19 protein-coding genes are annotated in these 24,499 nt (G+C 70.1%); 9 read left to right on the top strand and 10 right to left on the bottom strand.

Features of this window, described 5'->3' with window-relative positions:
• The first annotated feature begins 29 nt into the window (after positions 1–29).
• The 5 genes from G472_RS33095 to G472_RS0113855 all read left to right on the top strand — a co-directional run bounded on the left by G472_RS33095 (position 30) and on the right by G472_RS0113855 (position 5,858).
• Positions 30–1,244: a DUF6209 family protein gene (locus G472_RS33095; RefSeq protein WP_035692382.1), complete on the top strand. Its 1,215-nt coding sequence runs from the start codon at positions 30–32 to the stop codon at positions 1,242–1,244.
• A 77-nt stretch (positions 1,245–1,321) separates the two neighbouring features.
• Positions 1,322–3,382: a multicopper oxidase family protein gene (locus tag G472_RS33100; protein ID WP_051340797.1), complete on the top strand. Its 2,061-nt coding sequence runs from the start codon at positions 1,322–1,324 to the stop codon at positions 3,380–3,382.
• Between the two features lie 126 nt (positions 3,383–3,508).
• On the top strand, positions 3,509–4,216 hold the full coding sequence (locus G472_RS0113845; protein ID WP_029008886.1) for a hypothetical protein: 708 nt from the start codon (positions 3,509–3,511) through the stop codon (positions 4,214–4,216).
• 54 nt (positions 4,217–4,270) lie between these two features.
• On the top strand, positions 4,271–5,062 hold the full coding sequence (locus tag G472_RS0113850) for a metallophosphoesterase family protein (protein WP_084536636.1): 792 nt from the start codon (positions 4,271–4,273) through the stop codon (positions 5,060–5,062).
• Between the two features lie 10 nt (positions 5,063–5,072).
• Complete coding sequence (locus G472_RS0113855; RefSeq protein ID WP_169732813.1) at positions 5,073–5,858, top strand: sulfotransferase family protein; 786 nt, start codon at positions 5,073–5,075, stop codon at positions 5,856–5,858.
• Between the two features lie 12 nt (positions 5,859–5,870).
• Here G472_RS0113855 and G472_RS0113860 read toward each other — a convergent pair whose 3' ends face one another.
• Genes G472_RS0113860 through G472_RS0113880 form a run of 5 tightly spaced genes read right to left on the bottom strand, consistent with a single transcriptional unit; the run spans position 5,871 to position 12,940 of the window.
• On the bottom strand, positions 5,871–6,557 hold the full coding sequence (locus G472_RS0113860; RefSeq protein WP_211100190.1) for a DUF2161 domain-containing phosphodiesterase: 687 nt from the start codon (positions 6,555–6,557) through the stop codon (positions 5,871–5,873).
• 7 nt (positions 6,558–6,564) lie between these two features.
• Positions 6,565–8,718 (bottom strand): methylmalonyl-CoA mutase, encoded by a 2,154-nt coding sequence (gene scpA / locus G472_RS0113865; protein WP_029008890.1) that lies wholly within the window; start codon positions 8,716–8,718, stop codon positions 6,565–6,567.
• A 54-nt stretch (positions 8,719–8,772) separates the two neighbouring features.
• Positions 8,773–9,369, bottom strand: coding sequence for a biotin transporter BioY (locus G472_RS0113870; RefSeq protein ID WP_211100191.1), 597 nt, complete (start codon positions 9,367–9,369; stop codon positions 8,773–8,775).
• Between the two features lie 26 nt (positions 9,370–9,395).
• Positions 9,396–11,396, bottom strand: coding sequence for an acetyl-CoA carboxylase biotin carboxylase subunit (gene accC, locus G472_RS0113875; RefSeq protein WP_029008892.1), 2,001 nt, complete (start codon positions 11,394–11,396; stop codon positions 9,396–9,398).
• 11 nt (positions 11,397–11,407) lie between these two features.
• Positions 11,408–12,940: an acyl-CoA carboxylase subunit beta gene (locus G472_RS0113880; RefSeq protein WP_029008893.1), complete on the bottom strand. Its 1,533-nt coding sequence runs from the start codon at positions 12,938–12,940 to the stop codon at positions 11,408–11,410.
• A 213-nt stretch (positions 12,941–13,153) separates the two neighbouring features.
• Here G472_RS0113880 and G472_RS0113885 point away from each other — a divergent pair, with 213 nt between their 5' ends.
• Positions 13,154–14,608, top strand: a complete 1,455-nt coding sequence (locus G472_RS0113885; RefSeq protein WP_029008894.1) for a helix-turn-helix domain-containing protein — start codon at positions 13,154–13,156, stop codon at positions 14,606–14,608.
• Between the two features lie 208 nt (positions 14,609–14,816).
• On the opposite strand, the gene G472_RS0113890 is transcribed toward G472_RS0113885, so the two are convergent.
• The 4 genes from G472_RS0113890 to G472_RS0113905 form a co-directional block, all read right to left on the bottom strand.
• Complete coding sequence (locus G472_RS0113890) at positions 14,817–15,920, bottom strand: BMP family ABC transporter substrate-binding protein (protein WP_211100192.1); 1,104 nt, start codon at positions 15,918–15,920, stop codon at positions 14,817–14,819.
• 68 nt (positions 15,921–15,988) lie between these two features.
• A complete protein-coding gene (locus G472_RS0113895) occupies positions 15,989–16,918 on the bottom strand; it encodes an ABC transporter permease (RefSeq protein ID WP_029008896.1) in 930 nt (309 codons plus the stop codon).
• Entirely contained in the window at positions 16,915–17,991 is a 1,077-nt protein-coding gene (locus tag G472_RS0113900) for an ABC transporter permease (RefSeq protein ID WP_029008897.1), read from the bottom strand. Before G472_RS0113900 ends, G472_RS0113895 begins: the two co-directional genes overlap by 4 nt.
• A gap of 13 nt (positions 17,992–18,004) precedes the next feature.
• Positions 18,005–19,552, bottom strand: a complete 1,548-nt coding sequence (locus G472_RS0113905) for an ABC transporter ATP-binding protein (RefSeq protein ID WP_029008898.1) — start codon at positions 19,550–19,552, stop codon at positions 18,005–18,007.
• A gap of 214 nt (positions 19,553–19,766) precedes the next feature.
• On the opposite strand from G472_RS0113905, the gene ygfZ reads away from it, so the two are divergent.
• Both ygfZ and G472_RS33105 read left to right on the top strand, forming a co-directional pair.
• Positions 19,767–20,666, top strand: coding sequence for a CAF17-like 4Fe-4S cluster assembly/insertion protein YgfZ (gene ygfZ, locus G472_RS0113910; protein ID WP_029008899.1), 900 nt, complete (start codon positions 19,767–19,769; stop codon positions 20,664–20,666).
• Positions 20,667–20,791: 125 nt separating this feature from the next.
• Positions 20,792–21,460 (top strand): PRC-barrel domain-containing protein, encoded by a 669-nt coding sequence (locus G472_RS33105; protein WP_035692384.1) that lies wholly within the window; start codon positions 20,792–20,794, stop codon positions 21,458–21,460.
• Positions 21,461–21,527: 67 nt separating this feature from the next.
• On the opposite strand, the gene G472_RS0113920 is transcribed toward G472_RS33105, so the two are convergent.
• Positions 21,528–22,880: a DUF3422 family protein gene (locus G472_RS0113920; protein WP_342667948.1), complete on the bottom strand. Its 1,353-nt coding sequence runs from the start codon at positions 22,878–22,880 to the stop codon at positions 21,528–21,530.
• A gap of 156 nt (positions 22,881–23,036) precedes the next feature.
• Here G472_RS0113920 and tldD point away from each other — a divergent pair, with 156 nt between their 5' ends.
• Positions 23,037–24,470, top strand: coding sequence for a metalloprotease TldD (gene tldD / locus G472_RS0113925; protein ID WP_029008901.1), 1,434 nt, complete (start codon positions 23,037–23,039; stop codon positions 24,468–24,470).
• Positions 24,471–24,499: the final 29 nt, after the last annotated feature.

Raw genomic sequence — 24,499 nt, forward strand, 5'->3', positions numbered from 1 at the left:
GCCCCCGTTCCGTTGCAAGGAAGACACCGATGAATGCGCGCCATTACCTGGACAAGCCCGCCCGCATCACCTTCACGTCGGACGGGCACGAACTGTTGACCGGCGATCTGGTTCCCGGGCGTTCCCTGCACATCCACTACGATCCCCGCCGCATCGCCTCCGCCGGCGAGGCGGAGCTGCCGGGCCGCTGGCTGTCTCAATTGGAAGTGCACGCCCGCTTCCACCCCGACGGCGCCGTCCGGACCGTCCCCATGACGTCGCCCGCCGGGCATTTCGACGTCTACATCGACGAGACCACAACGCGCGCGGCGGTGCTGTGCGCCGAGATCGACATTCCCGCCGACGCCGTGCAGGTCAGCCTGTGGTTTTCCGCCGTGACCGCCGACGGCAATGCCTGCGTCGACGACGACGACGGCCGGACGTACCTGTTCCGCTTCCCCTCCCGCGACCTTGCGCAGGTCACGGGCTCGGTCGTGCCGGCCAAGGGGCCGAACGGCGCCGGCGTGTTCCTGGTGGATGTCACCACCGCCCCCGGGGTGGACCGGGTGCAGGTGAACTACCGCGTGGTGAACGCCCGCGAGCGGCTGAAGGAGGTGATCGAACTGACGCGTGCCGCCGGCGGCGAGGGCAGCGATACGTGGCACGGCCGTGCGCCGGTGCCGTCCACCCGGTCGGTGGTGCGCTACAAGGTCTACTATTGGATCGCCGGCGTCCGCTTCAAGGAGGACAACGCCAGCGCCTATTTCCTGGCCCCGGAACCGCCGGAGGAGCGGGTGCCGCCCCCGCCGGCCGAACTGCTGGCCGCGGCGCGCGCCTTCGAAGCGCCGCCGGCGGCACCGTCCGAGGACGATCTGCTGCGCGGCCGCGCCTACGAAATCTGGCAGGAGGAAGGCCACCCCGAGGGGCGCGCCGCCGAGCACTGGCACGCCGCCCGCGAGGAACGGGCGCACAAGGCGCTGGGCGATGGCACCTACTCAGCCTGGCAGGTCGGTGACACCGTCACCGTGCGCGCCACCGGCACCCTGCCGCGCCGGGGCATGCGGGCGACGCTGGAGGCCGACCATGGCGGGCCGGGCCTTGGGTTCATGCTGCTGTTCCGCACCTACGCCCCGGCCGGCGCCGCCGTCCTGACGCCGTTCACCGTCGAACGCCGGTTCGAGCACCGCAGCCCGGTGGCGGAGGTGACGGTGCACGACCGCACCGGCCCGCACCGCGTGACGGTGGCCGACGGGCCACCGCGCTGACCCCCGCACCGGGACGGCCGCGCCCGGCCGTCCCGTTCCTGCCCAAACGGATTCTGGCTGACCGAGAGGACATCCCCATGGCTTCACCGCCGCATCTCCGGCCGACGCGGCCCGGCCGGGCCCTGGCGCCCGCCGCGCTGCTCGCCCTGGCGCTGGCCGCGCCGACCGCCGCCCTGGCCGACACGGCCGAGCGCCTGCTCGCCAACCCGTCGGAGATCCCGATCGAGCGGCCGACGCGCCCCCGCATGACCACCAACGCCGAAGGCGAGGCGGTGGTCCGCATGGTGCCGGGCGGCGAGGCGCTGCTGGATCTCAACGTCGTCCTGTCCAATCCGGAGACGACGCGGATCTTCAACCCCTCCACCAATTCCTACGACAAGGTCAGCCTGCGCACGTACAACGGCAAGCTGGTGGCCCCGACCATCCGCGTGCAGCCGGGCGAGACCGTGCGCATCAACCTGAACAACCGCCTGAAGGCGGAGACCTGCGTGGTCCCCGACGGCAACATCAACACGCCGCACTGCTTCAACAACACCAACCTGCACGCCCACGGCCTGTGGGTGTCGCCGACCGGCAACAGCGACAACGTGCTGCTGACCGTCGAGCCCGGGGTGTCCTTCCAGCACGAGTACAACATCCCGGCCGATCACCCCGCCGGCATCTATTGGTACCACCCGCACGTCCACGGCTCCACCGCGCTCCAGGTGGCGGGCGGCATGGGCGGCGCGCTGATCGTGGAGGGCAACCGGCCGCCGACGGCGTCGACGCCCGGCGACATCGACACCATCCTGAAGTACGGCCGCGGCGAAGCGTTCCCCGAGCGCGTCCTGCTGATCCAGCAGATCCAGTACGCCTGCCGCGACGCCGAGGGCAACATCAAGAAGAAGGTGGTCGACGGCAAGACGATCGCCTGGATCTGCGACCCCGGCGACGTCGGCACCATCGAGGGATACGACCAGTTCGGCCCGACGTCGTGGCAGGAATCCAACCGCTTCACCACGCTGAACGGCGAGGTCCAGCCCGTATTCGCCGATGTGCGGGCCGGCCGGATCGAGCGCTGGCGCATGGTGCACGCCGGCGTGCGCGACACGGTCAACCTCGCCGTCGTCAAGGCCAGGGCCGGCGCCGCGCCGATCAGCCCCGGCATGGGCCCGGCCCAGACCCTGTGGATGCAGGAGAACTGCGCCGACCCCGCGGCCGCGATCAACACCCCGGCCGATCCGGCCCTGGTGCAGTGGGAGGTGGCCTCCGACGGCCAGACCCACAGCCGCATCATCGGGCTGAAGACCAACGTGATGCAGCCGGGCTACCGCAGCGACTTCCTGATGGTGTTCCCGGAACCCGGCCTCTATTGCGTCGTCGACCGCGGCGCCAACGCGGACAGCGTCGTCAACAATCAGGCCAAGTCCGACCGCCTGCTGGCCCTGGTGCGGGTGACCGGCAAGCCGATCAAGGGCGACACCGGCACGGTGGTCCTCAACGCGCTCAAGGCCGCCGCCAAGCGGCTGCCCAAGGAGGTGCGCGCCGATGTTCTGCGGGACCTGGACGACGGGATGAAGACCACCCGCTTCGCCCCGCACAAGCCGGTGTCCGATGCCGAGGTGAACGGCCGGAGCCAGACCATGACCTTCTCCATCGGCGACCCCAACGGCAAGACCGAGTTCATGGTCGACGGTAAGCCCTTCAGCATGGACAACGTGCGCACGGTGATCCTGGGCACCGCCGACGAATGGACGCTGTCGGCCGCCAATCAGTTCTCTTCGCCGCCCACCAGCAACGCCGTGATCTCCCACCCCTTCCACATCCACGTTAACCCGTTCGAGATCGTCAGCATCCTCAACCCGAAGGGTGAGGACGTCACCGACCCGCGCATCCCGCGCGACCGGCGCCTGGCCATGGAGAACGGCGACCCGCAGTACCTGGACCTCTGGGGCACCTGGCGCGACACGGTGTTCGTGAAGCAGGACTACAAGGTGATCATGCGAACCCGCTACGAGCGCTACATCGGCGACTTCGTCCTGCACTGCCACATCCTGGACCACGAGGACCAGGGCATGATGCAGATCGTCCGCGTCGCCCTGCCCGCCTCGGGCGGCGGCGTTGCGAGCGCCGGCCACACGGGTCACGCCACGCACTGAGACGGCAACGGGGGCACGCACGCGCCCCCGTCCGCCACCGCCGTTAACGCCCCGTAAAGCCTGCCGCAGGCAGGCTGGCCCCGCCCGGCACCGAACCGCCGGGAGGTGCGAGCGGGGGATGACGGCATGGCGTGCAAAGGCCCGGTGGGTTGGCTGGCGGGGCTGGCGGTGGCCGCCGGACTGGCGGGACCGGCAGCGGCGGACACCGGAACGCTCGCACCCTGGAACCCGCAGTGCACCGGCGACGGCGGGGCGCGCCGGTGCAGCGTAGGCACCACCCTGACCGCCTCCGGCCCCCGCGGCGACGGCGCTCTGTCGCTGCGGCTGGTCAGCGACGGGGACTGCACCACGCTGCACGTGGTGTTCGACGGCACCATCGCGGTGGACCGCCCGGTGTCCCTGGCGGTGGACGATGACGACCCTCAGCACTTCTACACCGGGGCGGAGCTGGAGACGCTGGCGGCGGCTCTCGACGGAGGCGACGCCCCGGCGGAACTCCCGCCGGAGTTCCGCCTGTTCCTGGCCCGCGCCGGCAGCGGGGCCTTCGGCGCCGCCGCGCCGGCGGACGTGATGATGGACCGCTTCGCCGCCATCAAGGAGCCGTGGCGGCTGGGCGTCTCCTGCGGCCCCATGGAGCGGCTGATGCCGCGCATCGCGGCGGGCCGCACCCTGCACCTGGAATATTCGGCCACCCCCGCAGGCACCACCGAGTTCTATCACTGGCCGGCCCTGCTGCAGCGCCGCGTCGCCGTCGACCTGGCGGGGGCGGCGGCGGCGTTGGACAAGGCGTTGCACAACGGCACCGCATCGGCCCCGCGCGCGTCCGCGCGCTGACGGCATCTCGCAACCGCAGCGCCGGCTCCCCAAATCCTCGCGGATGACGATCGGATGACACGGAGGGAGCGGGTGCTGTTCGGTCTGGGACGCCGGGGATGGACGAAGGACAGTGTGGCCGGCGGTGCCGCGGCCGCCGTTCCGCGCGGCCTGCGGGTCTACGCCGTGGGCGACGTGCACGGTCGGCTCGACCTGCTGGACCGTCTGCTGGCCACCGTGGCGGATGATGCCGCATCCGCGCCCGAACTGGTCAAGTATCTGGTCTTCCTCGGCGATTACGTGGACCGCGGACCGGAATCGGCGGGCGTGATCGACCGCCTGGCGGCCGGCCCGCCGCCCGGCTTCGGTGCCGTCCACCTGAAGGGCAACCACGAACAGGCGCTGATCCAGTTCCTCGATGACGTGTCCGTCGGGCCGGGCTGGCTGAAGTTCGGCGGGCGCGAGACGCTGGCCAGCTACGGCGTGCCGCCGCCGCCGGCCACCGCCCCCCGGGAGGTGCTGGGGGTGATCCAGCGGCAGTTGAGCGCCCGCCTGCCCGACACGCACCGGCGCTTCCTGGCCGACCTGCGACCTTACGTCGCGATCGGCGACTACCTCTTCGTTCACGCGGGCATCCGCCCCGGCGTTCCTCTGGCCGACCAGGGGGAGCGGGACTTCCTGTGGATCCGCAAGGACTTCCTGGACAGCGACGAGGATCTGGGCGCGGTGGTGGTGCACGGCCACACCATCCGCGAGGCCCCGGAGGTGCGGCACAACCGCATCGGCATCGACACCGGCGCCTACGCCTCCAACCGCTTGACCTGTCTGGTGCTGGAAGGTACGGAACGGCGCTTCCTCAGCACCTGACGGGATGATCATGTCCGAGAGCTTCCAGGCGGTTCACGAGCGGGTGGCGGCGGCGCTGGAGCGCGACCTGTTCTTCATCGCCGGCGCGCCCCACGCCGGCACCACGGCGGTGCAGCTCGCCCTCGACGCCCATCCGGAGATCCGCTGCGCCGGCGAAGGACATTTCACCGACTGGATCGGCACCCCGCTGAAGGATCTGCTGGGCGCCTACAACGCCAAGCTGGAAGCCAACAACGCCGCCCTTTACGGCGGCGCCGGCGCCTATGGCGGCTTCACCACCGGCGACTTCCGCCACCTCCTGCGCACCGCCATGGGCCTCGCCCTCGCCCGGCTGGAGGTGCCGCCGGGCACCCGCCGGGTCGGCGAGGCGACGCCCGCCTACGCGCTGCGCCTCGACGTGCTGGAGGCCCTGTTCCCCACCGCCGGGGTGCTGCACGTGGTGCGCGACGGCCGCACCGCGGTGGCGGCGGCGCTGGCCGCGGTGGACGCGGTCCGGCCCGATTCGGAAAGCTGGTACGGCCTGGTCGAGACGGTTGCCCGCGACTGGACCACCGCCGTGCAGAAGTCGGTCGTTTTCGGCGCCAGCCGCCCCGACCGCTACCACGAGGTCCGCATCGAGGACCTGACCGCCGACCCGGCGCCGCACCTGGCGGCGGTGCTGCGCTTTCTCGGCGTGGACGACACCGTTCCTCTGCCGGTGCCCGCCCTGCCCGAGCCGCCGCCGCTGGACGACCGGGCCACCGCCATCGTCCTGCGCCACCAGGAACCGCTGCTGCGGCAGTTCGGGTATCTTTAGGGGGCCCGCCCCCTACTCAGCCGCGTCCCCGTACGTCTCCAGCCCGCGCACGCCCGCCTCCGTCAGGGTGTACGTGCCGCGCGCCACGCGCTCGAACCAGCCGTAGACGTTGCGCTGCAGGATCGCCGCCACATCGGCCGGCGCGCCGGCGGTGCGCAGGGCGCGCACCGGCGCCGGGCCGTCCCGCAGCAGGCGGGCGCAGCGCAGGGCGTCCTGGCGGTAGGCGGTGACGATGGGTACACGGGTCGAGCCGCCGCGGTTGGGGTCGCCGATGCGCCGCGCGTGCTCGCTTAGCAGACGGGCCGTCCGCTTGCGGTCCTTGCGCGGCGCGTACGGCACGGGATCGACCACCACCTCCACCGCCCGCTCCCCCGTACGCGCGGCATCCACGGTCAACAGGCCTAGGCCGAGACGGCGGCACAGGCGGCGCACCTCGGCACTCTCCGGCGAATGGGGGCCGGCGCGCCGGCCCGGCTTGGGCACGGCGACGTAGACCGCGTCGCTGAGCGCCAGGCGGTCGATGCCCTGAAGGACGAGGGCCAGGGTGAAGCGGGTCTTCAGCTCGACGATCACCGGCGGCTCGTCGCCGCGGACGCCGACGATGTCGCAGCCCTGCACCTCCCCCTTCACGGCGTAGCCCAGGGCTTCCAGGAACGCCTTGACGGGGAGGTACAGGTCGGTTTCGCGCAGGTCGGGCACCTCTCCCTTACGCCGCCGCCTTCTGCTTGCGCAGCATGGCCAGCACGTCCGCGGCGGCCTTGGGGATGTTGGTGCCGGGGCCGTAGATGGCGGCCGCGCCCGCCTTGTACAGGAAGTCGTAGTCCTGGGGCGGGATCACGCCGCCGCACACCACCAGGATGTCGCCCGCCCCCTGGCGCCGCAGCTCCTCGACCAGTTGGGGCACCAGCGTCTTGTGGCCGGCCGCCTGGCTGGACACGCCGACGACGTGCACGTCGTTCTCGATGGCCTGGCGGGCCGCCTCTTCCGGGGTCTGGAACAGCGGCCCGATGTCCACGTCGAAGCCGATGTCGGCGAAGGAGGTCGCAATCACCTTGGCGCCGCGGTCGTGGCCATCCTGGCCCATCTTGACCACCAGGATGCGGGGCCGCCGGCCCTCCTCCTCGGCGAAGGTCTCGATGTCCTTCTGGATCGCCCGGAAGCCCTCGTCCCCCTCATACGCCGCGCCGTAGACGCCGGAGACCGAGCGGATCTGCGCCACGTGGCGGGTGAACACCTTCTCCAGCGCCTCGGAGATCTCGCCCACCGTGGCGCGGGCGCGCGTCGCCGCGATGGACAGGGCCAGCAGGTTGCCCGACCGGTCGGCCGCGGCCCGGGTCAGCGCCTCCAGGGCGGCGCGGCAGGCCGTCTCGTCGCGGGTGCCCCGGACCGTGTTGAGACGGGCGATCTGCGACTCCCGGACGGCGGTGTTGTCGATGTCCAGCACGTCGACCATCTCCGGGTTCTCCGGGCGGTACTTGTTGACGCCGACGATCACCTCCTCGCCGCGGTCGACGCGGGCCTGACGGCGGGCGGCCGCCTCCTCGATCAGCAGCTTGGGCATGCCGCTGTCGACGGCCTTGGTCATGCCGCCCATCTCCTCCACCCGTTCGATCAGCTCCAGCGCCGCCTGCGCCAGGCTGTGGGTCAGGTGCTCGACGTAGTAGGAGCCGCCCAGGGGATCGACCACGTGCGGGATGCCCGTTTCCTCGGCGATGATGAGCTGGGTGTTGCGGGCGATGCGGGCGGAGAACTTGGTGGGCAGGCCCAGCGCCTCGTCGAAGGCGTTGGTGTGCAGCGACTGGGTGCCGCCCAGCACCGCGGCCATCGCCTCGACGGTGGTGCGGATGACGTTGTTGTAGGGGTCCTGCTCGGTCAGCGAGACGCCCGAGGTCTGGCAATGGGTGCGCAGGGCCAGCGAGCGGGCGTCCTTCGGATCGAACTTCTCCTTCATCAGCTTCGCCCACAGCAGGCGCGCGGCGCGCAGCTTGGCGATCTCCATGAAGAAGTTCATGCCGATGGAGAAGAAGAAGGACAGGCGCGGCGCGAACTTGTCCACCGGCAGGCCCTTGGACATGGCGGCGCGCACGTACTCCAACCCGTCGGCGATGGTGAATGCCAGTTCCTGCACCGCCGTGGCGCCGGCCTCCTGCATGTGGTAGCCGGAGATGGAGATCGAGTTGAACTTCGGCATGTTCAGTGCCGTGTACTCGATGATGTCCGCAATGATCCGCATCGAAGGTTCGGGCGGATAGATGTAGGTGTTGCGGACCATGAACTCCTTGAGGATGTCGTTCTGGATGGTGCCGCTCAGCTTGTCCTGGCTGACACCCTGCTCCTCCGCGGCGACGATGTAGCCGGCCAGAATGGGCAGGACGGCGCCGTTCATGGTCATCGACACCGACATCTTGTCGAGCGGGATGCCGTCGAAGAGGATCTTCATGTCCTCGACGGAATCGATGGCCACGCCCGCCTTGCCCACGTCGCCGACGACGCGGGGGTGGTCGCTGTCATAGCCGCGGTGGGTGGCCAGGTCGAAGGCCACCGACAGGCCCATCTGCCCGGCCTTCAGGTTGGCGCGGTAGAAGGCGTTGGACTCCTCGGCGGTGGAGAAACCGGCGTACTGGCGGATCGTCCAGGGCCGGTGGGCGTACATGGTCGCGCGGGGACCGCGGGTGTAGGGCGGGAAGCCCGGCAGCGTGTCGGTCTCCAGCCCTTCCAGGTCGGCGGCGGTGTAGAGCGGCTTTACGGCCAGTCCTTCCGGGGTCTTCCAGGTCAGGTCCCCGAGCGAGCCGCCGGCGCCGATGTCCTTCGCGGCCAGCGCATCCCAGTCGGCCATGGTTTTCTTCGGAAAGTCGGTCATGAAACCCTCACTCGACACCGGATGGAGCCGGAGATGCCCCCAGCCGTGATGATGTTACTCGGCCCCGCGGCGCTTCGCCAGTGACCACGCCGCCTGCATCAGCGCGGCACCCAGCACCGTCTTCAGCAGGGACGCCGCCCAGAACGGGGCGAGGCCGACGGCGACCGCCTTTTCCGTCCCGAACAGCACGGCCAGCCAGGCCACGCCCGGCACGAACAGCAGCGCATGCCCCGCCGCCATGGCGGCCAGCGCCGTCAGGGGCGAACGGTCCCAGCCCCGCTCGGCCAGCAGGCCGGTGGCGTAGGCCCCCAGCACGAAGCCGACGAGATAGCCGCCGGTCGGGCCCGCCATGTAGGCGGGACCGGCGCCGGCACCGGCGAACACCGGCAGGCCGGCCAGCCCCTGGGCCAGGTAGAGCAGCACGGTCGCCGCGGCGAGGCGGCTGCCGTAGGCCATGCCCAGCACCAGCACGACCATGGACTGCATGGTCATCGGCACCGGCCAGAACGGCACCTGCACCTTGGCCGAGGCGGCCAGCAGCAGGCTGCCCAGGACGGCCGCCGCCACCGCCCTGGCCACCCCGCCCTGCGGCAGGACGGTGTCAAGCAGCGACACCGGGCGGCCGCCGGTCATCGAAGCATCACAACCCATGGTTCAGTATCCCTTGCTGGCGCCGCTCACGCGAACTCGACGATCTTCTGGTCCACCGCCAGGCTGGCGCCCGGGGTGGCGTGGATCTTGGCCACGATGCCGTCGCGGGCGGCGCGCAGCACGTTCTCCATCTTCATGGCCTCGACCACGGCCAGCACTTCGCCCGCCTTGATCTCCTGGCCCTCGGCCACGGCCAGCGAGACCAGCAGGCCGGGCATCGGCGACAGCAGGTACTTCGACATGTCCGGCGGCGCCTTGACCGGCATCAGCGCGTCGAACTGCGCCGCGCGCGGCGTCAGCACCTTGATCAGGGCCTGCGAGCCGTTGTGGATCAGCTTGTAGCCGATGCCCTCGCGGTCGATCTGGACGCACACGTGGTGGCCGTTGATGGTGCCGCGGAACAGCGGCTGGCCGATGCACCAGTCGCTCCACACCGTGTGCTGCCGGCCGTCGACGCTGACCAGATAGCCGATGCGCCGCGGGCTGTCGGAGGTGGGCTCCACATGCACGGGGTGCTGCGTGCCGTCCAGCACCACCACCCAGTCGGACCGCACCCGCGCCGTCGCACCCGGCATCCGGCCGCTGATGGCGATGTTGCGGTCGTACAGGCAGCGGTGGATCACCGCGGCGATGGCGACCAGATAGGCGGGATCCTCGGGCGGCAGGTCGCCGGCGTGGAAGCCGTCCGGATACTCCTCGGCGATGAAATTGGTGGTCAGCCGGCCCTCGACGAAGCGCTGGTGCGCCATCAGCGCCGCCAGGAAGGGGATGTTGTGGCTGACGCCGCGGATGTAATACTGGTCCAGCGCCTCGCGCATGCGCAGGATGGCGCTGTCGCGGGTCGACCCCCAGGTGCACAGCTTGGCGATCATGGGGTCGTAGAACATGGAGATCTCGCCGCCCTCGAACACGCCGGTGTCGACGCGCACGTGCGGGTCGTCGGTCGGCGGGACGTAATGGGTGAGGCGGCCGGTGGACGGCAGGAAGTTGCGGAACGGGTCCTCGGCGTAGACGCGGGCCTCGATGGCCCAGCCATTCAGGCGCACGTCCTCCTGGCGGATGGTCAGCGGCTCGCCGGCGGCGATGCGGATCATCTGCTCCACCAGGTCGAGACCGGTGACCAGCTCGGTCACGGGATGCTCCACCTGCAGGCGGGTGTTCATCTCCAGGAAGTAGAAGTTGCGCTGGGCGTCGACGATGAATTCCACCGTCCCGGCCGACTTGTAGTCCACCGCCTTGGCCAGCGCCACCGCCTGCTCGCCCATGGCCTTGCGGGTGGAGGGGTCCAGGAAGGGCGAGGGCGCCTCCTCGATCACCTTCTGGTGGCGGCGCTGGATCGAGCACTCGCGCTCGCCCAGGTAGATGGCGTTGCCCTTGCCGTCGGCCAGCACCTGGATCTCGATGTGGCGCGGCTGCTGGACGTACTTCTCGACGAACACCCGGTCGTCGGCGAAGCTGGAGCGCGCCTCGTTCTGCGCCGAGACGAAGCCCTCGCGGGCCTCCTCGTCGTTCCAGGCGATGCGCATGCCCTTGCCGCCGCCGCCCGCCGACGCCTTGATCATCACGGGGTAGCCGATGTCACGGGCGATGGCGGCCGCCTCGTCGGGATCGGCGATGACGCCGAGATAGCCGGGCACGGTCGACACGCCGGCCTGCTTGGCCAGCTTCTTCGACTCGATCTTGTCGCCCATGGCGTGGATGGCGTGGGCGTCGGGGCCGATGAAGGTCACCCCCGCCTCGGCCAGCGCCTTCTGGAACTCCTGCTTCTCGGACAGGAAGCCATAGCCGGGGTGCACCGCCTGCGCGCCGGTGCGGCGGCACGCCTCGACGATGCGCGCGATCTGCAAATAGCTCTGCGCCGAGGGCGGCGGGCCGATGTGGACGGCCTCGTCGGCCATTTCCACGTGCAGGGCGTTCTTGTCGGCGTCGGAATAAACCGCCACCGTCCTGATGCCCATGCGGCGGCAGGTGCGGATGACGCGGCAGGCGATCTCGCCGCGGTTGGCGATGAGAATCTTGGAGAACATGGTCGCCGACCTCACAGCGGGATGTTGTCGTGCTTGCGCCACGGGTTCTGAAGAGCCTTGTTCTTCAGCATGGCCAGCGCCTTGCAGATGCGCCGCCGGGTGCCGTGCGGCATGATGACGTCGTCGATGTAGCCGCGCGACGCCGCGACGAAGGGATTGGCGAACTTCTGCCGGTACTCCTCGGTGCGCGCCTCGATCTTGCCCGGGTCGCCGATGTCGGAGCGGAAGATGATCTCCACCGCGCCCTTCGGGCCCATGACCGCGATCTCGGCCGACGGCCACGCGAAGTTGACGTCGCCGCGCAGGTGCTTGGACGCCATCACGTCGTAGGCGCCGCCATAGGCCTTGCGGGTGATGACCGTGACCTTGGGCACCGTCGCCTCGGCGTAGGCGAACAGCAGCTTGGCGCCGTGCTTGATGATACCGCCGTACTCCTGCGTCGTGCCGGGCATGAAGCCGGGGACGTCGACGAAGGTGACGATGGGAATGTTGAAGGCGTCGCAGAAGCGCACGAAGCGCGCCGCCTTGCGCGAGCTGTCGATGTCCAGGCAGCCCGCCAGCACCATCGGCTGGTTGGCGACGAAGCCGACGGTGGAGCCGTTCATGCGGCCGAAGCCGATGATGATGTTCTTCGCATAGTCGGGCTGCAATTCGAAGAAGTCGCCCTCGTCGACCACCTTCAGCAGCAGCTCCTTCATGTCGTAGGGCTTGTTCGGGTTCTCCGGCACCAGCGTGTCGAGCGAGGCGTCGTCACGGTCGAGCGGGTCGGTGCAGGGCAGCTCCGGCGGCTGCTCCTTGTTGGACGCCGGCAGGAAATCCACGAAGCGGCGCAGTTGCAGCAGCGCCTCCACGTCGTTCTCGAACGCCAGGTCGGCGACGCCGGACTTGCCCGTGTGGGTGACCGCACCGCCCAGTTCCTCGGCGGTGACGACCTCGTGGGTGACGGTCTTCACCACGTCCGGGCCGGTCACGAACATGTAGGAGCTGTCCTTCACCATGAAGATGAAGTCGGTCATGGCCGGCGAGTACACCGCACCGCCGGCGCACGGCCCCATGATCAGCGAGATCTGCGGGACGACGCCCGACGCCATGACGTTGCGCTGGAACACCTCGGCGTAGCCGCCCAGCGACGCCACGCCCTCCTGGATGCGCGCACCGCCGCTGTCGTTCAGGCCGATGACGGGGGCCCCGACCTTCATGGCCTGGTCCATCATCTTGCAGATCTTCTCGGCGTGCGCCTCGGACAGGGAGCCGCCGAACACCGTGAAGTCCTGGCTGAAGACGAAAACGAGGCGGCCGTTGACGGTGCCGTAACCGGTGACGACGCCGTCGCCGGGCACCTTCTGGGTCTCCATGCCGAAGTCGATGCAGCGGTGCTCGACGAACATGTCCCACTCTTCGAAGGACCCTTCGTCGAGGAACAGCTCGATGCGCTCGCGCGCCGTCAGCTTGCCCTTGCCATGCTGCGCGGCGATGCGCTTCTCGCCGCCGCCCAGGCGGGCGGCGGAGCGCATCGCGTCCAACTTCGCCAGAATCTCTTGCATCAGCGGATTCCCAAGATTGAAGACCTGCCGCAGGAGCATCCGCGCCCCCGTCTTGTCGCGGGGTGACGCGGACGCACACGGCGATTCCCCCCGGAACGCGCGAATTATTCACAAGATTCGCAATGGGGCAACGCTGGTCCCGGCAAAAAAGTGCGAAGTTGCAAATTCCTTCGCAAACGCGGAATATGGTTTGCAACGGTTGCGAAGGGGACGATGCAGAAGAAGCTCTATCTCGGGTACAAGCTGCGCCGCCTGCGCGAGCAGCGCGGCCTGACTCAGGCGGCGCTGGCCGCGACGCTGGGGCTGTCGCCCAGCTACCTCAATCAGTTGGAGAACAACCAGCGGCCCCTGACGCTGGCGGTGCTGCTGAAGGTGACCAACACCTTCGAGGTGGAGCTGACCAACTTCATCGAGGACGAGGAGGCCCGCCTCGTGTCCGACCTGCGCGAGTCCCTGGCCGATCCGCTGCTGGGGGGTGCGCCGCTCGGCAGGTCGGAACTGCGCGGCGTGGTCAACGCCTCACCGGAGCTGGCGCGCCGCGTGCTCGTGTTGCACCAGGCGTACCAGAAGCTGCACGAGCGGGTGCAGTCCCTGGCCGATAGCCTGGCCCACCCCGATCCCGGCGGCGACCTCACCGGGGCGCAGTTCCCCTACGAGGAGGTGCGGGACTACTTCCATTACTGCAACAACTACGTGGGTCCGCTGGACGAGGCGGCGGAACGGCTGTGGGAGACCGAGGGGCTGCGCTCCGGCGAACTGGCGGCCGACCTCGCCGCCTACCTCAAGCGCCGCCACGACGTGCGGGTCAAGGTGGTGGCCGACGGCGGGCCGGACGACACCGCCATGCGCCGTTACGACGAGACGACGGGGACGCTGCGCCTGTCCGCGCTGCTGAACGGGCCGAGCCGGGCCTTCCAGCTCGCCCACCAGATCGCGCTGCTGGGGCACGGCGAGATCATCGAGGACATCGTCGCCAGGGCCAGCTTCTCCAGCGAAGACGCCAAGTCGATCTGCCGGGTGGGGCTGGCCAACTACTTCGCCGGGGCGCTGGTCATGCCCTACCGGCCGTTCCTGCACGAGGCGCGGGCCCTGCGCCACGACGTGGAGCAGTTGCAAAGCCGCTTCGGCGCCAGCTTCGAACAGGTGTGCCACCGGCTGTCCACCCTGCAACGGCCGGGGGCGCGCGGCGTGCCCTTCTACTTCGTGCGCGTGGACATGGCGGGCAACATCACCAAGCGCCACTCCGCCACCCGCTTCCACTTCGCCCGTTTCGGCGGCGCCTGCCCCTTGTGGAACGTGCACGAAGCCTTCGCCCAGCCGGGCAAGATCCTGGTGCAGTTCGCCCGCATGCCCGACCGCACCACCTACATCGGCATCGCCCGCACGGTGACCAAGCGGGCCGGCGCCTATCGCCTCCCCTCGCGCCGCTTCGCCGTCGGTCTCGGCTGCGAGGCGAGCCATGCCCACGAACTGGTCTATTCCGCCGGCATCGACATCTCCGACGAGGACGCCGCCGAACCCATCGGCGTCAACTGCCGCATCTGCGAACGCACCGACTGCCAGCAGCGCGCGTTCCCGCCCATCGGCAGCCAGATCTCGGTGGACGAGCGCCACCGCAGCTTCGTGCCCTACCTGTTCAACCGGCCGGGCAAGCCGGACGCGGGGTGACCCGCTCATGGAAGCAGCGCTTAAATTGCCCTCCCTTGCCTATGACGGGAAAGGGAGGAACCCGCAAAGCGGGCGCGTGGGGCAAGGTCTCGCAAGCATTGTGCGGCCTCGACCCCGCCTTCTCAACCTGCGGTCCGGCCCTTTCCTCCCCCGCCATAGGCGGGGGAGGAGTGCGTCGACGCATTGCCGCAATGCGGCACGCCCCGTATTACTTCGGCAGCTTGCCGACCACGCCCTCGACGAACCAGTCCATCTTCAGGATCTCCTCGTCGCTGGCGTGCTTGCCCTCGGCGATGACGACCTTGCCGGACTGGTCCTTGACCGGACCGTCGAAGGAATGGCGGCGGCCCTCCATGATGTCGACGCGGGTCTTCTCGACCATCTCCACCACGTCGCCGGGGATGGCGGGGTTGTAGGGGGCCATGAACAGCATCTTGTCCTTCAGGCCGCCCCAGGTGTCGATGGGCTGCCAGGTGCCGTCGAGCACCGCCTTGACCCGGTCGATGTAATAGCCGTTCCAGTCGTCGACGATGGCGGTCAGGTGCGCCTTCGGACCGAAGCGGGTCATGTCGGAGGACTGGCCGACCGCCCATTTGCCGGCTTGCTCGGCCACCTGGATGGGCGCCGGGCTGTCGGTGTGCTGGACGATCACGTCGGCGCTCTGGTCGAGCAGCGCCTTGGCCGCCTCCGCCTCCTTCGGCGGATCGTACCAGGAGTTCACCCACACCACGCGCACCTGCGCCTCGGGGTTCACCTTGCGCAGGGCGATGGTGAAGGCATTGATGCCGCCGACCACCTCGGGAATAGGGAACGAGGCGATGTAGCCGATGACGTTGCTCTTCGTCATCTTGCCGGCGATCTCGCCGGCGATGGTGCGGCCCTCGTAGAAGCGAGCGGAATAGGTGGCGACGTTGGCGTCGCGCTTGTAGCCGGTGGCGTGCTCGAACTTCACGTTCGGGTAGCGCTTGGCCACCTTCAGCGTCGGGTTCATGAAGCCGAAGGAGGTGGTGAAGATCAGGCCGTGGCCCGAGGCGGCAAGCTGGTCGATGACGCGCTCGGCGTCCGCGCCCTCGGGCACGTTCTCGACGAAGGTCGTGGTCACCTTGTCGCCCAGCGCCTCCTCCACCGCACGGCGGCCGACGTCGTGCTGATAGCTGTAGCCGTGGTCGCTGACCGGCCCCACGTAGACGAAGCCGACCTTCAGCTTGTCCTGAGCCGCCACGGCGCCGGCGAAGCCGCCGATGCCGAACGAAAGCGCGACCGCGGCCGCCGTAAGGCCGAGGATGGTCTTCCCGAACGTCCGTCTGTTCACGGTTGTGCTCCCTGATTGTTCGGTCCCGAAGGTCCGATTGACACCCGTTGTGTAACCGCCGGACGCCGTCAGGCGTCCGGATGGAATATCTTGCCCAGGCTGGCCGGCGCGTTCAGGCGGATGCGGGTGACATCCCGCGAGATCGCCACCAGGACGACGACGGTAGCCAGATAGGGCAGCATGGACAAGAGTTGCGACGGAACCGCGAACCCCAGCCCCTGGACGTGGAGCTGCATGATCGTCACGCCGCCGAACAGCCAGGCCCCCACCAGCACCCGGCCCGGCCGCCACGTCGCGAACACCACCAGCGCCAGCGCGATCCAGCCGCGCCCCGCGGTCATGTTCTCCGCCCACATGGGCGTATACATAAGCGACAGGTAGGCGCCCGCAATACCGCTCATTGCGCCCCCGAAAAGAATGGCCAGGAACCTGATGCGCAGCACCTTGTAGCCGAGCGCGTGGGCGGCCGCGTGGTTCTCGCCCACCGCCCGCAGCACCAGCCCGGCGCGCGTGCGGTAGAGGAACCAGGCGACCGCCGGGACCGCCAGCAGCCCCAGATAGACCAGCGCGTCGTGGGCGAACAGGGCCGGCCCCAGGATCGGCAGGTCCGACAGCACGGGGATGCGGATCACCCCGGCCTTCGACATGGGAATGCCCACATAGCCCTGCCCGATCAGCGCCGACAGCCCGACCCCGAACAGGGTCAGGGCCAGCCCGGTCGCCACCTGGTTGGTCATCAGGAACAGGACGAGCAGCCCGAACAGCGCCCCCAGCAGCGCCCCGGCCAGCGCGCCCCCGACGACGCCGACGACCAGGCTGCCGCTGGAATAGCCGGCGGCGAATCCGCACACGGCACCGGTCAGCATCAGCCCCTCGACGCCCAGGTTCAGGACGCCCGATTTCTCCACGACCAGTTCGCCCAGCGCAGCGTAGAGCAGCGGCGTGGCGGCGACGATCATGGAGCCGATCACCGGCCCGAGGATCAGCAGGTCGGTCATGCCGCGGCCCTCCGCCGGCCGAAGCGCACGCGGTAGCGGATCAGCACGTCGCAGGCCAGCAGGAAGAACAGCAGCATGCCCTGGAACACCCCGGTGATCGCCTTGGGCAGGCCCATGGCGATCTGCGCCGCCTCGCCGCCGATGAAGGACAGGGCCATCAGCAGCGCGGCCAGCAGGATGCCCACCGGGTGCAGCCGCCCCAGGAAGGCGACGATGATCGCCGTGAAGCCGTAGCCGGGCGACACCGTGGGTGTGATCTGGCCGATGGGCCCCGCCACCTCGCCCAGCCCGGCCAACCCGGCCAGCCCGCCGGAGATCAGCAGGGTCAGCCAGATGATGCGCTTCTCGTTGAAGCCGGCGTAGCCCGCCGCGGCGGGCGTCAGACCGATGACGCGGATCTGGAAGCCGATGAAGGTGCGGGCGATCAGCACCCAGCCCGCCGCCACCGCCAGCAGGGCGAACAGGGCGCCGAGGTGGATGCGCGTGCCCGACACGATCACCGGCAGCAGCGCGTCGTCCTCAAACAGCCGTGATTCGGGGAACGAGTAGCCGTCCGGGTCCCGGTACACGCCGTGCACCAGGAATTGCAGCAGCAGCACCGCCACGTAGGTCAGCATCAGGCTGGTCAGGATCTCGCTGGCGTTGAAGCGGGTGCGCAGCAGCGCCGGGATGGCCGCCCACAGCATGCCGCCGGCGATGCCGGCCAGGATCATCAGCGGCAACAGCCACCAGCCGCCGTCCCCGTAGAAGGCCAGCGCCACCCCGCCGCCGGTGACGGCGCCGAGCGTGAGCTGCCCCTCCGCCCCGATGTTCCAGACGTTGGCACGGAAGCCGATGGCCAGCCCCACCGCGATCAGCACCAGGGGAGTCGCCTTGACCACCAGCTCGCCGATCCCGCGCACGCTGCTGACCGGCTGCACGAAGAAGGCATGGAGGGCGCGCAGCGGGTCGAAGCCCATCAGGCCGAACAGCACGAAGCCGCTGGCCAGGGTCAGACCGACCGCCAGCAGCGGCGTCAGATAGACCATGGCCGGCGACGCGCGGCCGCGCGCCTCCAATCGCACGAGGCTCATGCCCGCGGCTCCGTCATCGTTCCTCCTCGTCCGTGGCGGTGCCGAACAGGCCGCCCATCAGCAGGCCGATCTCCTCCACCGTGGTGCTGTGGGTCGGCCGGCTTTCCGACAGACGGCCGTGGAACAGCACGGCGATGCGGTCGCTCAGCACGAACAGTTCGTCCAGGTCCTGGCTGACCACCAGCACCGCGGTTCCGCCGCGCGCCAGGTCGATCAGCGCCTGGTGGATGGCCGCGGCCGCACCGGCGTCGACGCCCCAGGTGGGCTGGCCGACGACCAGCAGCTTCGGCTTCTGCAGGATTTCGCGGCCGATGATGAACTTCTGGAGATTGCCGCCCGACAGGGACCGCGCCTCCGCCCGGTGGCCGTGGGCGACCACGTCGAACAGGTCGATGATGCGTTCGGCGAAGCCGCGGGCACGGCCGAAATGGACCAGGCCCCGGCGCACCAGCCGCTCGCGCGCATAGCCCGACAGCAGCGCGTTCTCCGACAGGCTCAGCTCCGGCACCGCGCCGCGGCCCAGCCGTTCCTCCGGCACGAAAGCGAGGCCGAGGTCGCGCCGCCCGCGCGGCCCCAGGTGCCCGACGGCGCGGCCGTCGATCAGCACCGCCCCCTGGTCGGCGGCGGGCAGCTCCCCCGACAGGGAGGCCAGCAGCTCCGCCTGGCCGTTGCCGGCGACGCCGGCGATGCCCAGGATCTCCCCCGGCCGCACGGCGAACGACACGTCCTTCAGGTTTGTGGCGAAGGGATTGTCGGTGGTGGTGGAGAGGTGACGCACCTCCAGCCGCAGCGCCGTCCCGTCGGCCCCGGCGACCTGCGGCGCGCGCTCCGGCGCGGTCAGCTCCTCGCCGATCATCATCTCCGCCAGTTCGCGGGCGGTGCGGGCGCGCGGGTCGCAGGCCGCCACGACCCGGCCGCCGCGCAGCACCGTGGCGCCGTCGCACAGGGCGCGGATCTCCTCCAGCTTGTGGGAGATGTACAGGATGGTGCGCCCTTCCGCGGCAAGGCGCCGCAGCGTCTCGAACAGCTTGCCGACCTCCTGCGGGGTCAGCACCGAGGTGGGCTCGTCCATGATGAGAAGGCGGGGATCCTGCAGCAGGCAGCGCACGATCTCCACCCGCTGCCGCTCGCCCACCGACAGGTCGAAGACGTGGCGCTGCGGGTCGAGGGCCAGGCCGTAGCGCTCCGACACCGCGCGGATTCGGCCCTCCAGCGCCTTCATCGGTCCGGCGTCGTCGAGGCCGAGTGCGATGTTCTCAGCCACCGTCAGCGTGTCGAACAGCGAAAAGTGCTGGAACACCATACCGATGCCCAGGCGGCGCGCCGCCGCCGGGTCGGCCACCGACACCGGCGCACCTTCCCACAGCATGGACCCGGAGTCGGCGTGCTGGATGCCGTAGATGATCTTGACCAGCGTGCTCTTTCCCGCCCCGTTCTCGCCGAGCAGGGCGTGGATCTCGCCGGGCAGCAGCGTCAGGTCCACCGCGTCGTTGGCGAGGCAGCCGGGAAACCGCTTGGTGATGCCGCGGAGCGCGAGCCGGGGCGTGACGGTGTCTGTCAAGGGGCGGCAGGGGTCCGGAGGATGGCGGGCGGGCTGCGGCGACGCCGGCGGCGTGCCGGTGCGCGTGTGCACAGTAGGCCGGGGCGCGGGGCGTCCGTCAACACCCACGCGCAGCGCGCGTGCGCGCCGGGGGGCAAGGGCGACACGCCCCTTGTCCCGGCGCCGGCCGTCGCACACCTTTGGGCGCGGAGTCATCCTAATGAGGGAGAGAACGATGGGCACGGCGGCCGGCTACACGATCCTGGATCAGCGCGGCGTGCTGGCGGTGGGCGGCGAGGACCGGAGCGGTTTCCTTCAGGGGCTGGTGTCCAACGACGTCCGCCGGGTGGCGCCGGACCGGGTGATCTACACCCTCTTCCTCACCGCCCAGGGCAAGTACCTGCACGACTTCTTCCTGGCGGCCGGCGACGACGCCCTGCTGCTGGACGTGGAAGCGGCGCGACGGGACGACCTGCTGCGCCGGCTGAAGATGTACAAGCTGCGGTCCAAAATCACCCTGGAGGATCGCACCGACCGCCTCGCCGTCGCCGTGGCCTTCGGGGATGGCGCGGCGGAGCGCCTGGGTCTGCCGGCCGAGGCGGGGGCGGCGCGCCCCTTCGCCGGCGGTCTCGTCTTCACCGACCCGCGCCTGCCGGCGCTGGGGGTGCGCGCCCTGCTGCCCCGCGACGCCCTGGACGCCCTGGCCGACGCCGGGTTCGCACCGGCGCCCTTCACCGTCTACGACACCCTGCGGCTGCGCCAGGGCGTGCCCGACGGCAGCCGGGACCTGGAGATCGAGAAGGCCATCCCGCTGGAGAACAACCTCGACGCGCTCAACGCCATCTCCTGGGACAAGGGTTGCTACATGGGTCAGGAACTGACGGCGCGCACGCGATACCGCGCCCTGATCCGCAAGCGCCTGTTCCCGGTTGTCCTGGAGGGCACCCCGCCGGACCCCGGCACGCCGGTGACGCTGGGCGACAAGGCGGTGGGCGAGATTCGCAGCACCTGTGACAATCGTGCGCTCGCCCTTCTGCGCCTGGAAGACGTGGACACTGCCACACAAGAAAAGATAAGCCTGAGCGCCGCCGGCACGATAGTCGTGCCGGAGCAACCCTCCTGGCTCGCGTCTTGACCGTTTCTTGTGCATCACAAGGAGGTGCCCCCAAAGAGACGGGCTGCGCGGTGAATGGATCGGCTTCCGACGGTGTTGTTCCCCGTGCCACTGGCAACGCTCAAGCACACCGAAAGGAGTTTACGATGCGGAGGGAACTGATCACGGCGGCGTCCGTGCTGGCGCTCATGACCGGCGCCGCCTATGCGCAGGCCACCGGGACGGATACGATGGCGACCGACCCCGCCGCCCAGCCGCAGGTGATCGAGAACGAGGCGGATTCCGCCCGCAATGATGCCGACGTGAACGTCCAGGTCGAAGAGGGCGCGGACGTGACGGTGGAGCCGATGGACGACACCGCCGCCACCGGCACCGTGACCACCGACAGCCCGACGGCCGGCACGGACACCATGGGGACCGGCACCATGGCCACCGATTCCGCCGCCACGGCGGGCGCCGGCGCGGCCAGCGCCGACCAGATGCTGGGTGCCAACGTGGTCGGCGCCGATGGCGAGGATCTGGGCGAGGTGGAGGACGTCATCCTCGATGCCTCCGGCAACGCCCAGCAACTCGTCATCTCCTCGGGCGGCTTCCTGGGCATCGGCGAGCGCCAGGTCGCCGTCGATTACTCCAGCGCCACCTGGGATGCGGCCGAGGAGCGCGTCATGCTCAGCGGCGTCACCCGGGACCAGTTCCGCGAGATGGAGCAGTTCGAGTACTCGGACACCACCACCTCGCTGAACCGTCAGCGCGACGCCGCCCCGGCGGCCCCGGGCGCTTCTCCGGGCGCCGTCCCGCCGGCCGGCGCGCAGTAACCGTCCCTTCGGGAATCGGTGGGCGACACCCCCGCGGGGCAACCCGCGGGGGTGTCGTCGTGCGCCGTCAGTGTTTGCCGCCGGTCAGCGCCTTGCGGATGCGGCGCACGCCGATCCACACGAACCCCAGCACCACCGGGATCATCAAGCCGACCAGCAGGTCGGGATCGACCTTCCAGCCTGCCCCCTTCAGTGCCTTGGCGGCATAGCCGACGATGCCGATCAGGTAATAGCTGATGGCGACCACCGACAGGCCCTCGACGGTTTCCTGCAGGCGGAGCTGAAGGTCGGCGCGGCGGTCCATGGACTTCAGCAGTTCGGCGTTCTGGCCTTCCACCGCGATCTCCACCCGGGTGCGCAGCAGGTTGCTGGCGCGTGCCAGGCGCTGGGACAGCGACTCCAGCCGCAACTGCACCGCCTCGCAGGTGCGGATGGCCGGGGCGAGGCGGCGGTCCATGAACTCGGCAATGGGCGGCGTGCCCTCGATGCGCGCTTCGCGCAGTTCAGCGATGCGGCGCTCCACGATGTCGTAGTAGGCGCGCGCCGCGCCGAAGCGATAGGACGTCTCGGCGGCGATCTGCTCGGTCTGGGCCGACAGGCGGGTCAGCCGGTCGAGCACGTCACGCTCGTCCTCCAGCCCCTTCAGGGCCGGGGTGCGGGCGGTCAGCGCCGCCAGTTCCGTTTCGATGGTCCCGATGCGCGGCAGCACCTCGCGCGCCACCGGCAGGGCCAGCAGCGCCATCACCCGGTAGGTCTCGATCTCCAGCAGGCGCTGGACGACGCGGCCGGTCTGCCGCACGGTCAGCGACCGGTCGTGCAGCAGCACCCGCGAGAAGCCGTCGCCGTGGATGCGGAAGTCGGTCCACGCCGCCCCCGCCCCGCCGGAGATGCGGGCACCCACGTAGTTGTCGGAACCGAACAGGGCGGCAAGCTGGCCGGGCGACGGCTCGGCCGTGTCGCGATCGAGGACGGCGATGTGGACGCCGACCATCAGTTCGCCGGGCAGCCCGGCCAGCCAGTCGTCCGGCAGGGCGTCCAGGGCGGGCTCGGCAAAGGGATCGCCGACGGCGCCGGGGCGGAACACCGTGTAGGTGGAGAACTCCGTGTGGCGTTCCCACTTCAGGCGGAAGCTGCCGAAATCGCCGCTGTGGTGGGTGGCGCCGCGCGACGGCGGCGGTGCCCCGGCCCATTCGCACAGGCGGGCGAGGTAGCGGCGTTCCAGCTCCCCCGCTGTTTCGCCCGACAGCATGGCCAGGGTGGAGGCCCGCACCGGCGCGCTCAACGCCTCGGGCGGGCGGGCGTGCACCTCGTTGGTCAGGGTCACCCGCAGGGTGTGCTCGCGCAACGGGCGGCGGGTGGCCGCCAGGGGGGTGATCCGGCCGGGAAAGGCCGTCGTTTCGGTCGTGTCGTCCGCGCTCACCCCCGCCCCCACCCTGTTCCTTCGGTTACCCCGGCCTTGCCGGGCCGGCATCGGCACGCCACACTATAGACCACATCCCGGCGGCGGGTGCGAGCGCATCGCCCGCGTCTCCCCCGCACGCGGATCTTTCGTCGAGCCCGAGACTCCGGAGCAAGCATGAGCGCCCTCGCCGTCACCGATGACCTGTTCTTCAACCGCGCCGGCCTGGACCGCCCCCGGGTCGAGGGGCTCGTCGCCGATGCGCTCAAGGGCGCCGACGACGGCGAACTCTATCTGGAATACGCCCAGTCCGAGAGCCTGGGCTGGGACGACGGGAAGTTGAAGGCGGCGAGCTTCGACACCACCCAGGGATTCGGCCTGCGCGCCATCGCCGACGAGGCAACGGGTTACGCCCATGCCTCCACGCTGTCGGAGGACGCCATGCGCCGCGCCGCCGACACCGTGCGCGCTGTTCGGTCCGGCCATGGCGGCACCGTCGCCGAGCCGCCCACCGGCACCAACCGCGCCCTCTACATTCCCGACAACCCGCTGCACGCGGTGGAGTTCGAGGCGAAGGTGAAGCTGCTGGCGGCCATCGACGCCTACGCCCGCTCCCGCGACCCGCGGGTGCGCCAGGTGAGCTGCTCCATCAGCGGGGAATGGCAGGCGGTGCAGATCCTGCGCGGCGACGGCGTGCGGGTGGCCGACCTGCGGCCGCTGGTGCGCCTGTCCGTGTCGGTGGTCGTCGCCGACGGCGACAAGATGGAGCACGGCAGCTACGGCGGTGGCGGCCGCGTGCGCTACGACCACTACATGCAGCCGGAAACCTGGCAGGGCTTCGTCGACGAGGCGCTGCGCCAGGCCCTGGTCAACCTCGACTCCGTGGCCGCGCCGGCCGGCGAGATGACCGTGGTGCTGGGTCCGGGCTGGCCGGGCATCCTGCTGCACGAGGCCATCGGCCACGGACTGGAGGGCGACTTCAACCGCAAGAAGACATCGGCCTTCGCCGGCCTGATGGGGCAGCGCGTCGCGTCGCCCGGCGTCACCGTGGTCGACGACGGCACCATCGAGCATTCCCGCGGCGCCATCACCGTGGATGACGAGGGCACGCCCGGTCAGTGCACGACCCTGATCGAGGACGGCATCCTTGTGGGCTACATGCAGGACCGCATGAACGCCCGCCTGATGGGCATGCGCCCCACCGGCAACGGCCGGCGTCAGAGCTTCGCCCACCATCCGATGCCGCGCATGACCAACACGGTGATGCGCTCGGGCAGCCACACGCCGGAGGAGATCATCGCCTCGGTCCGCAAGGGCCTTTACGCCAAGAACTTCGGCGGCGGCCAGGTGGACATCACCTCGGGCAAGTTCGTCTTCTCCGCCTCCGAGGCGTACCTGATCGAGGACGGCAAGCTGGGAGCGCCGGTCAAGGGCGCCACGCTGATCGGCAACGGCCCGGACTCGCTGACCCGGGTCGCCATGATCGGCAACGACAGCCGCCTGGATCCGGGCATCGGCACCTGCGGCAAGGACGGCCAGGGCGTGCCCGTGGGCGTCGGCCAGCCCACGTTGCGCCTGGATGGCCTCACCGTCGGCGGCACCGCGGCCTGACCCGCGCCGCCGACCGTATCATACGGCTT

This window comes from Azospirillum halopraeferens DSM 3675 (genome assembly GCF_000429625.1).
GTDB lineage: Bacteria > Pseudomonadota > Alphaproteobacteria > Azospirillales > Azospirillaceae > Azospirillum > Azospirillum halopraeferens.

Bases quoted from the DNA above. Each gene is read 5' to 3' on its own strand.
- G472_RS33095 (WP_035692382.1), top strand. From the start codon at position 30: ATGAATGCGCGCCATTACCTGGACAAGCCCGCCCGCATCACCTTCACG.
- G472_RS33100 (WP_051340797.1), top strand. From the start codon at position 1,322: ATGGCTTCACCGCCGCATCTCCGGCCGACGCGGCCCGGCCGGGCCCTG.
- G472_RS0113845 (WP_029008886.1), top strand. From the start codon at position 3,509: ATGGCGTGCAAAGGCCCGGTGGGTTGGCTGGCGGGGCTGGCGGTGGCC.
- G472_RS0113850 (WP_084536636.1), top strand. From the start codon at position 4,271: ATGACACGGAGGGAGCGGGTGCTGTTCGGTCTGGGACGCCGGGGATGG.
- G472_RS0113855 (WP_169732813.1), top strand. From the start codon at position 5,073: ATGTCCGAGAGCTTCCAGGCGGTTCACGAGCGGGTGGCGGCGGCGCTG.
- scpA (WP_029008890.1), bottom strand. From the start codon at position 8,718: ATGACCGACTTTCCGAAGAAAACCATGGCCGACTGGGATGCGCTGGCC.
- G472_RS0113870 (WP_211100191.1), bottom strand. From the start codon at position 9,369: ATGGGTTGTGATGCTTCGATGACCGGCGGCCGCCCGGTGTCGCTGCTT.
- accC (WP_029008892.1), bottom strand. From the start codon at position 11,396: ATGTTCTCCAAGATTCTCATCGCCAACCGCGGCGAGATCGCCTGCCGC.
- G472_RS0113880 (WP_029008893.1), bottom strand. From the start codon at position 12,940: ATGCAAGAGATTCTGGCGAAGTTGGACGCGATGCGCTCCGCCGCCCGC.
- G472_RS0113885 (WP_029008894.1), top strand. From the start codon at position 13,154: ATGCAGAAGAAGCTCTATCTCGGGTACAAGCTGCGCCGCCTGCGCGAG.
- G472_RS0113895 (WP_029008896.1), bottom strand. From the start codon at position 16,918: ATGACCGACCTGCTGATCCTCGGGCCGGTGATCGGCTCCATGATCGTC.
- G472_RS0113900 (WP_029008897.1), bottom strand. From the start codon at position 17,991: ATGAGCCTCGTGCGATTGGAGGCGCGCGGCCGCGCGTCGCCGGCCATG.
- ygfZ (WP_029008899.1), top strand. From the start codon at position 19,767: ATGGGCACGGCGGCCGGCTACACGATCCTGGATCAGCGCGGCGTGCTG.
- G472_RS33105 (WP_035692384.1), top strand. From the start codon at position 20,792: ATGCGGAGGGAACTGATCACGGCGGCGTCCGTGCTGGCGCTCATGACC.
- tldD (WP_029008901.1), top strand. From the start codon at position 23,037: ATGAGCGCCCTCGCCGTCACCGATGACCTGTTCTTCAACCGCGCCGGC.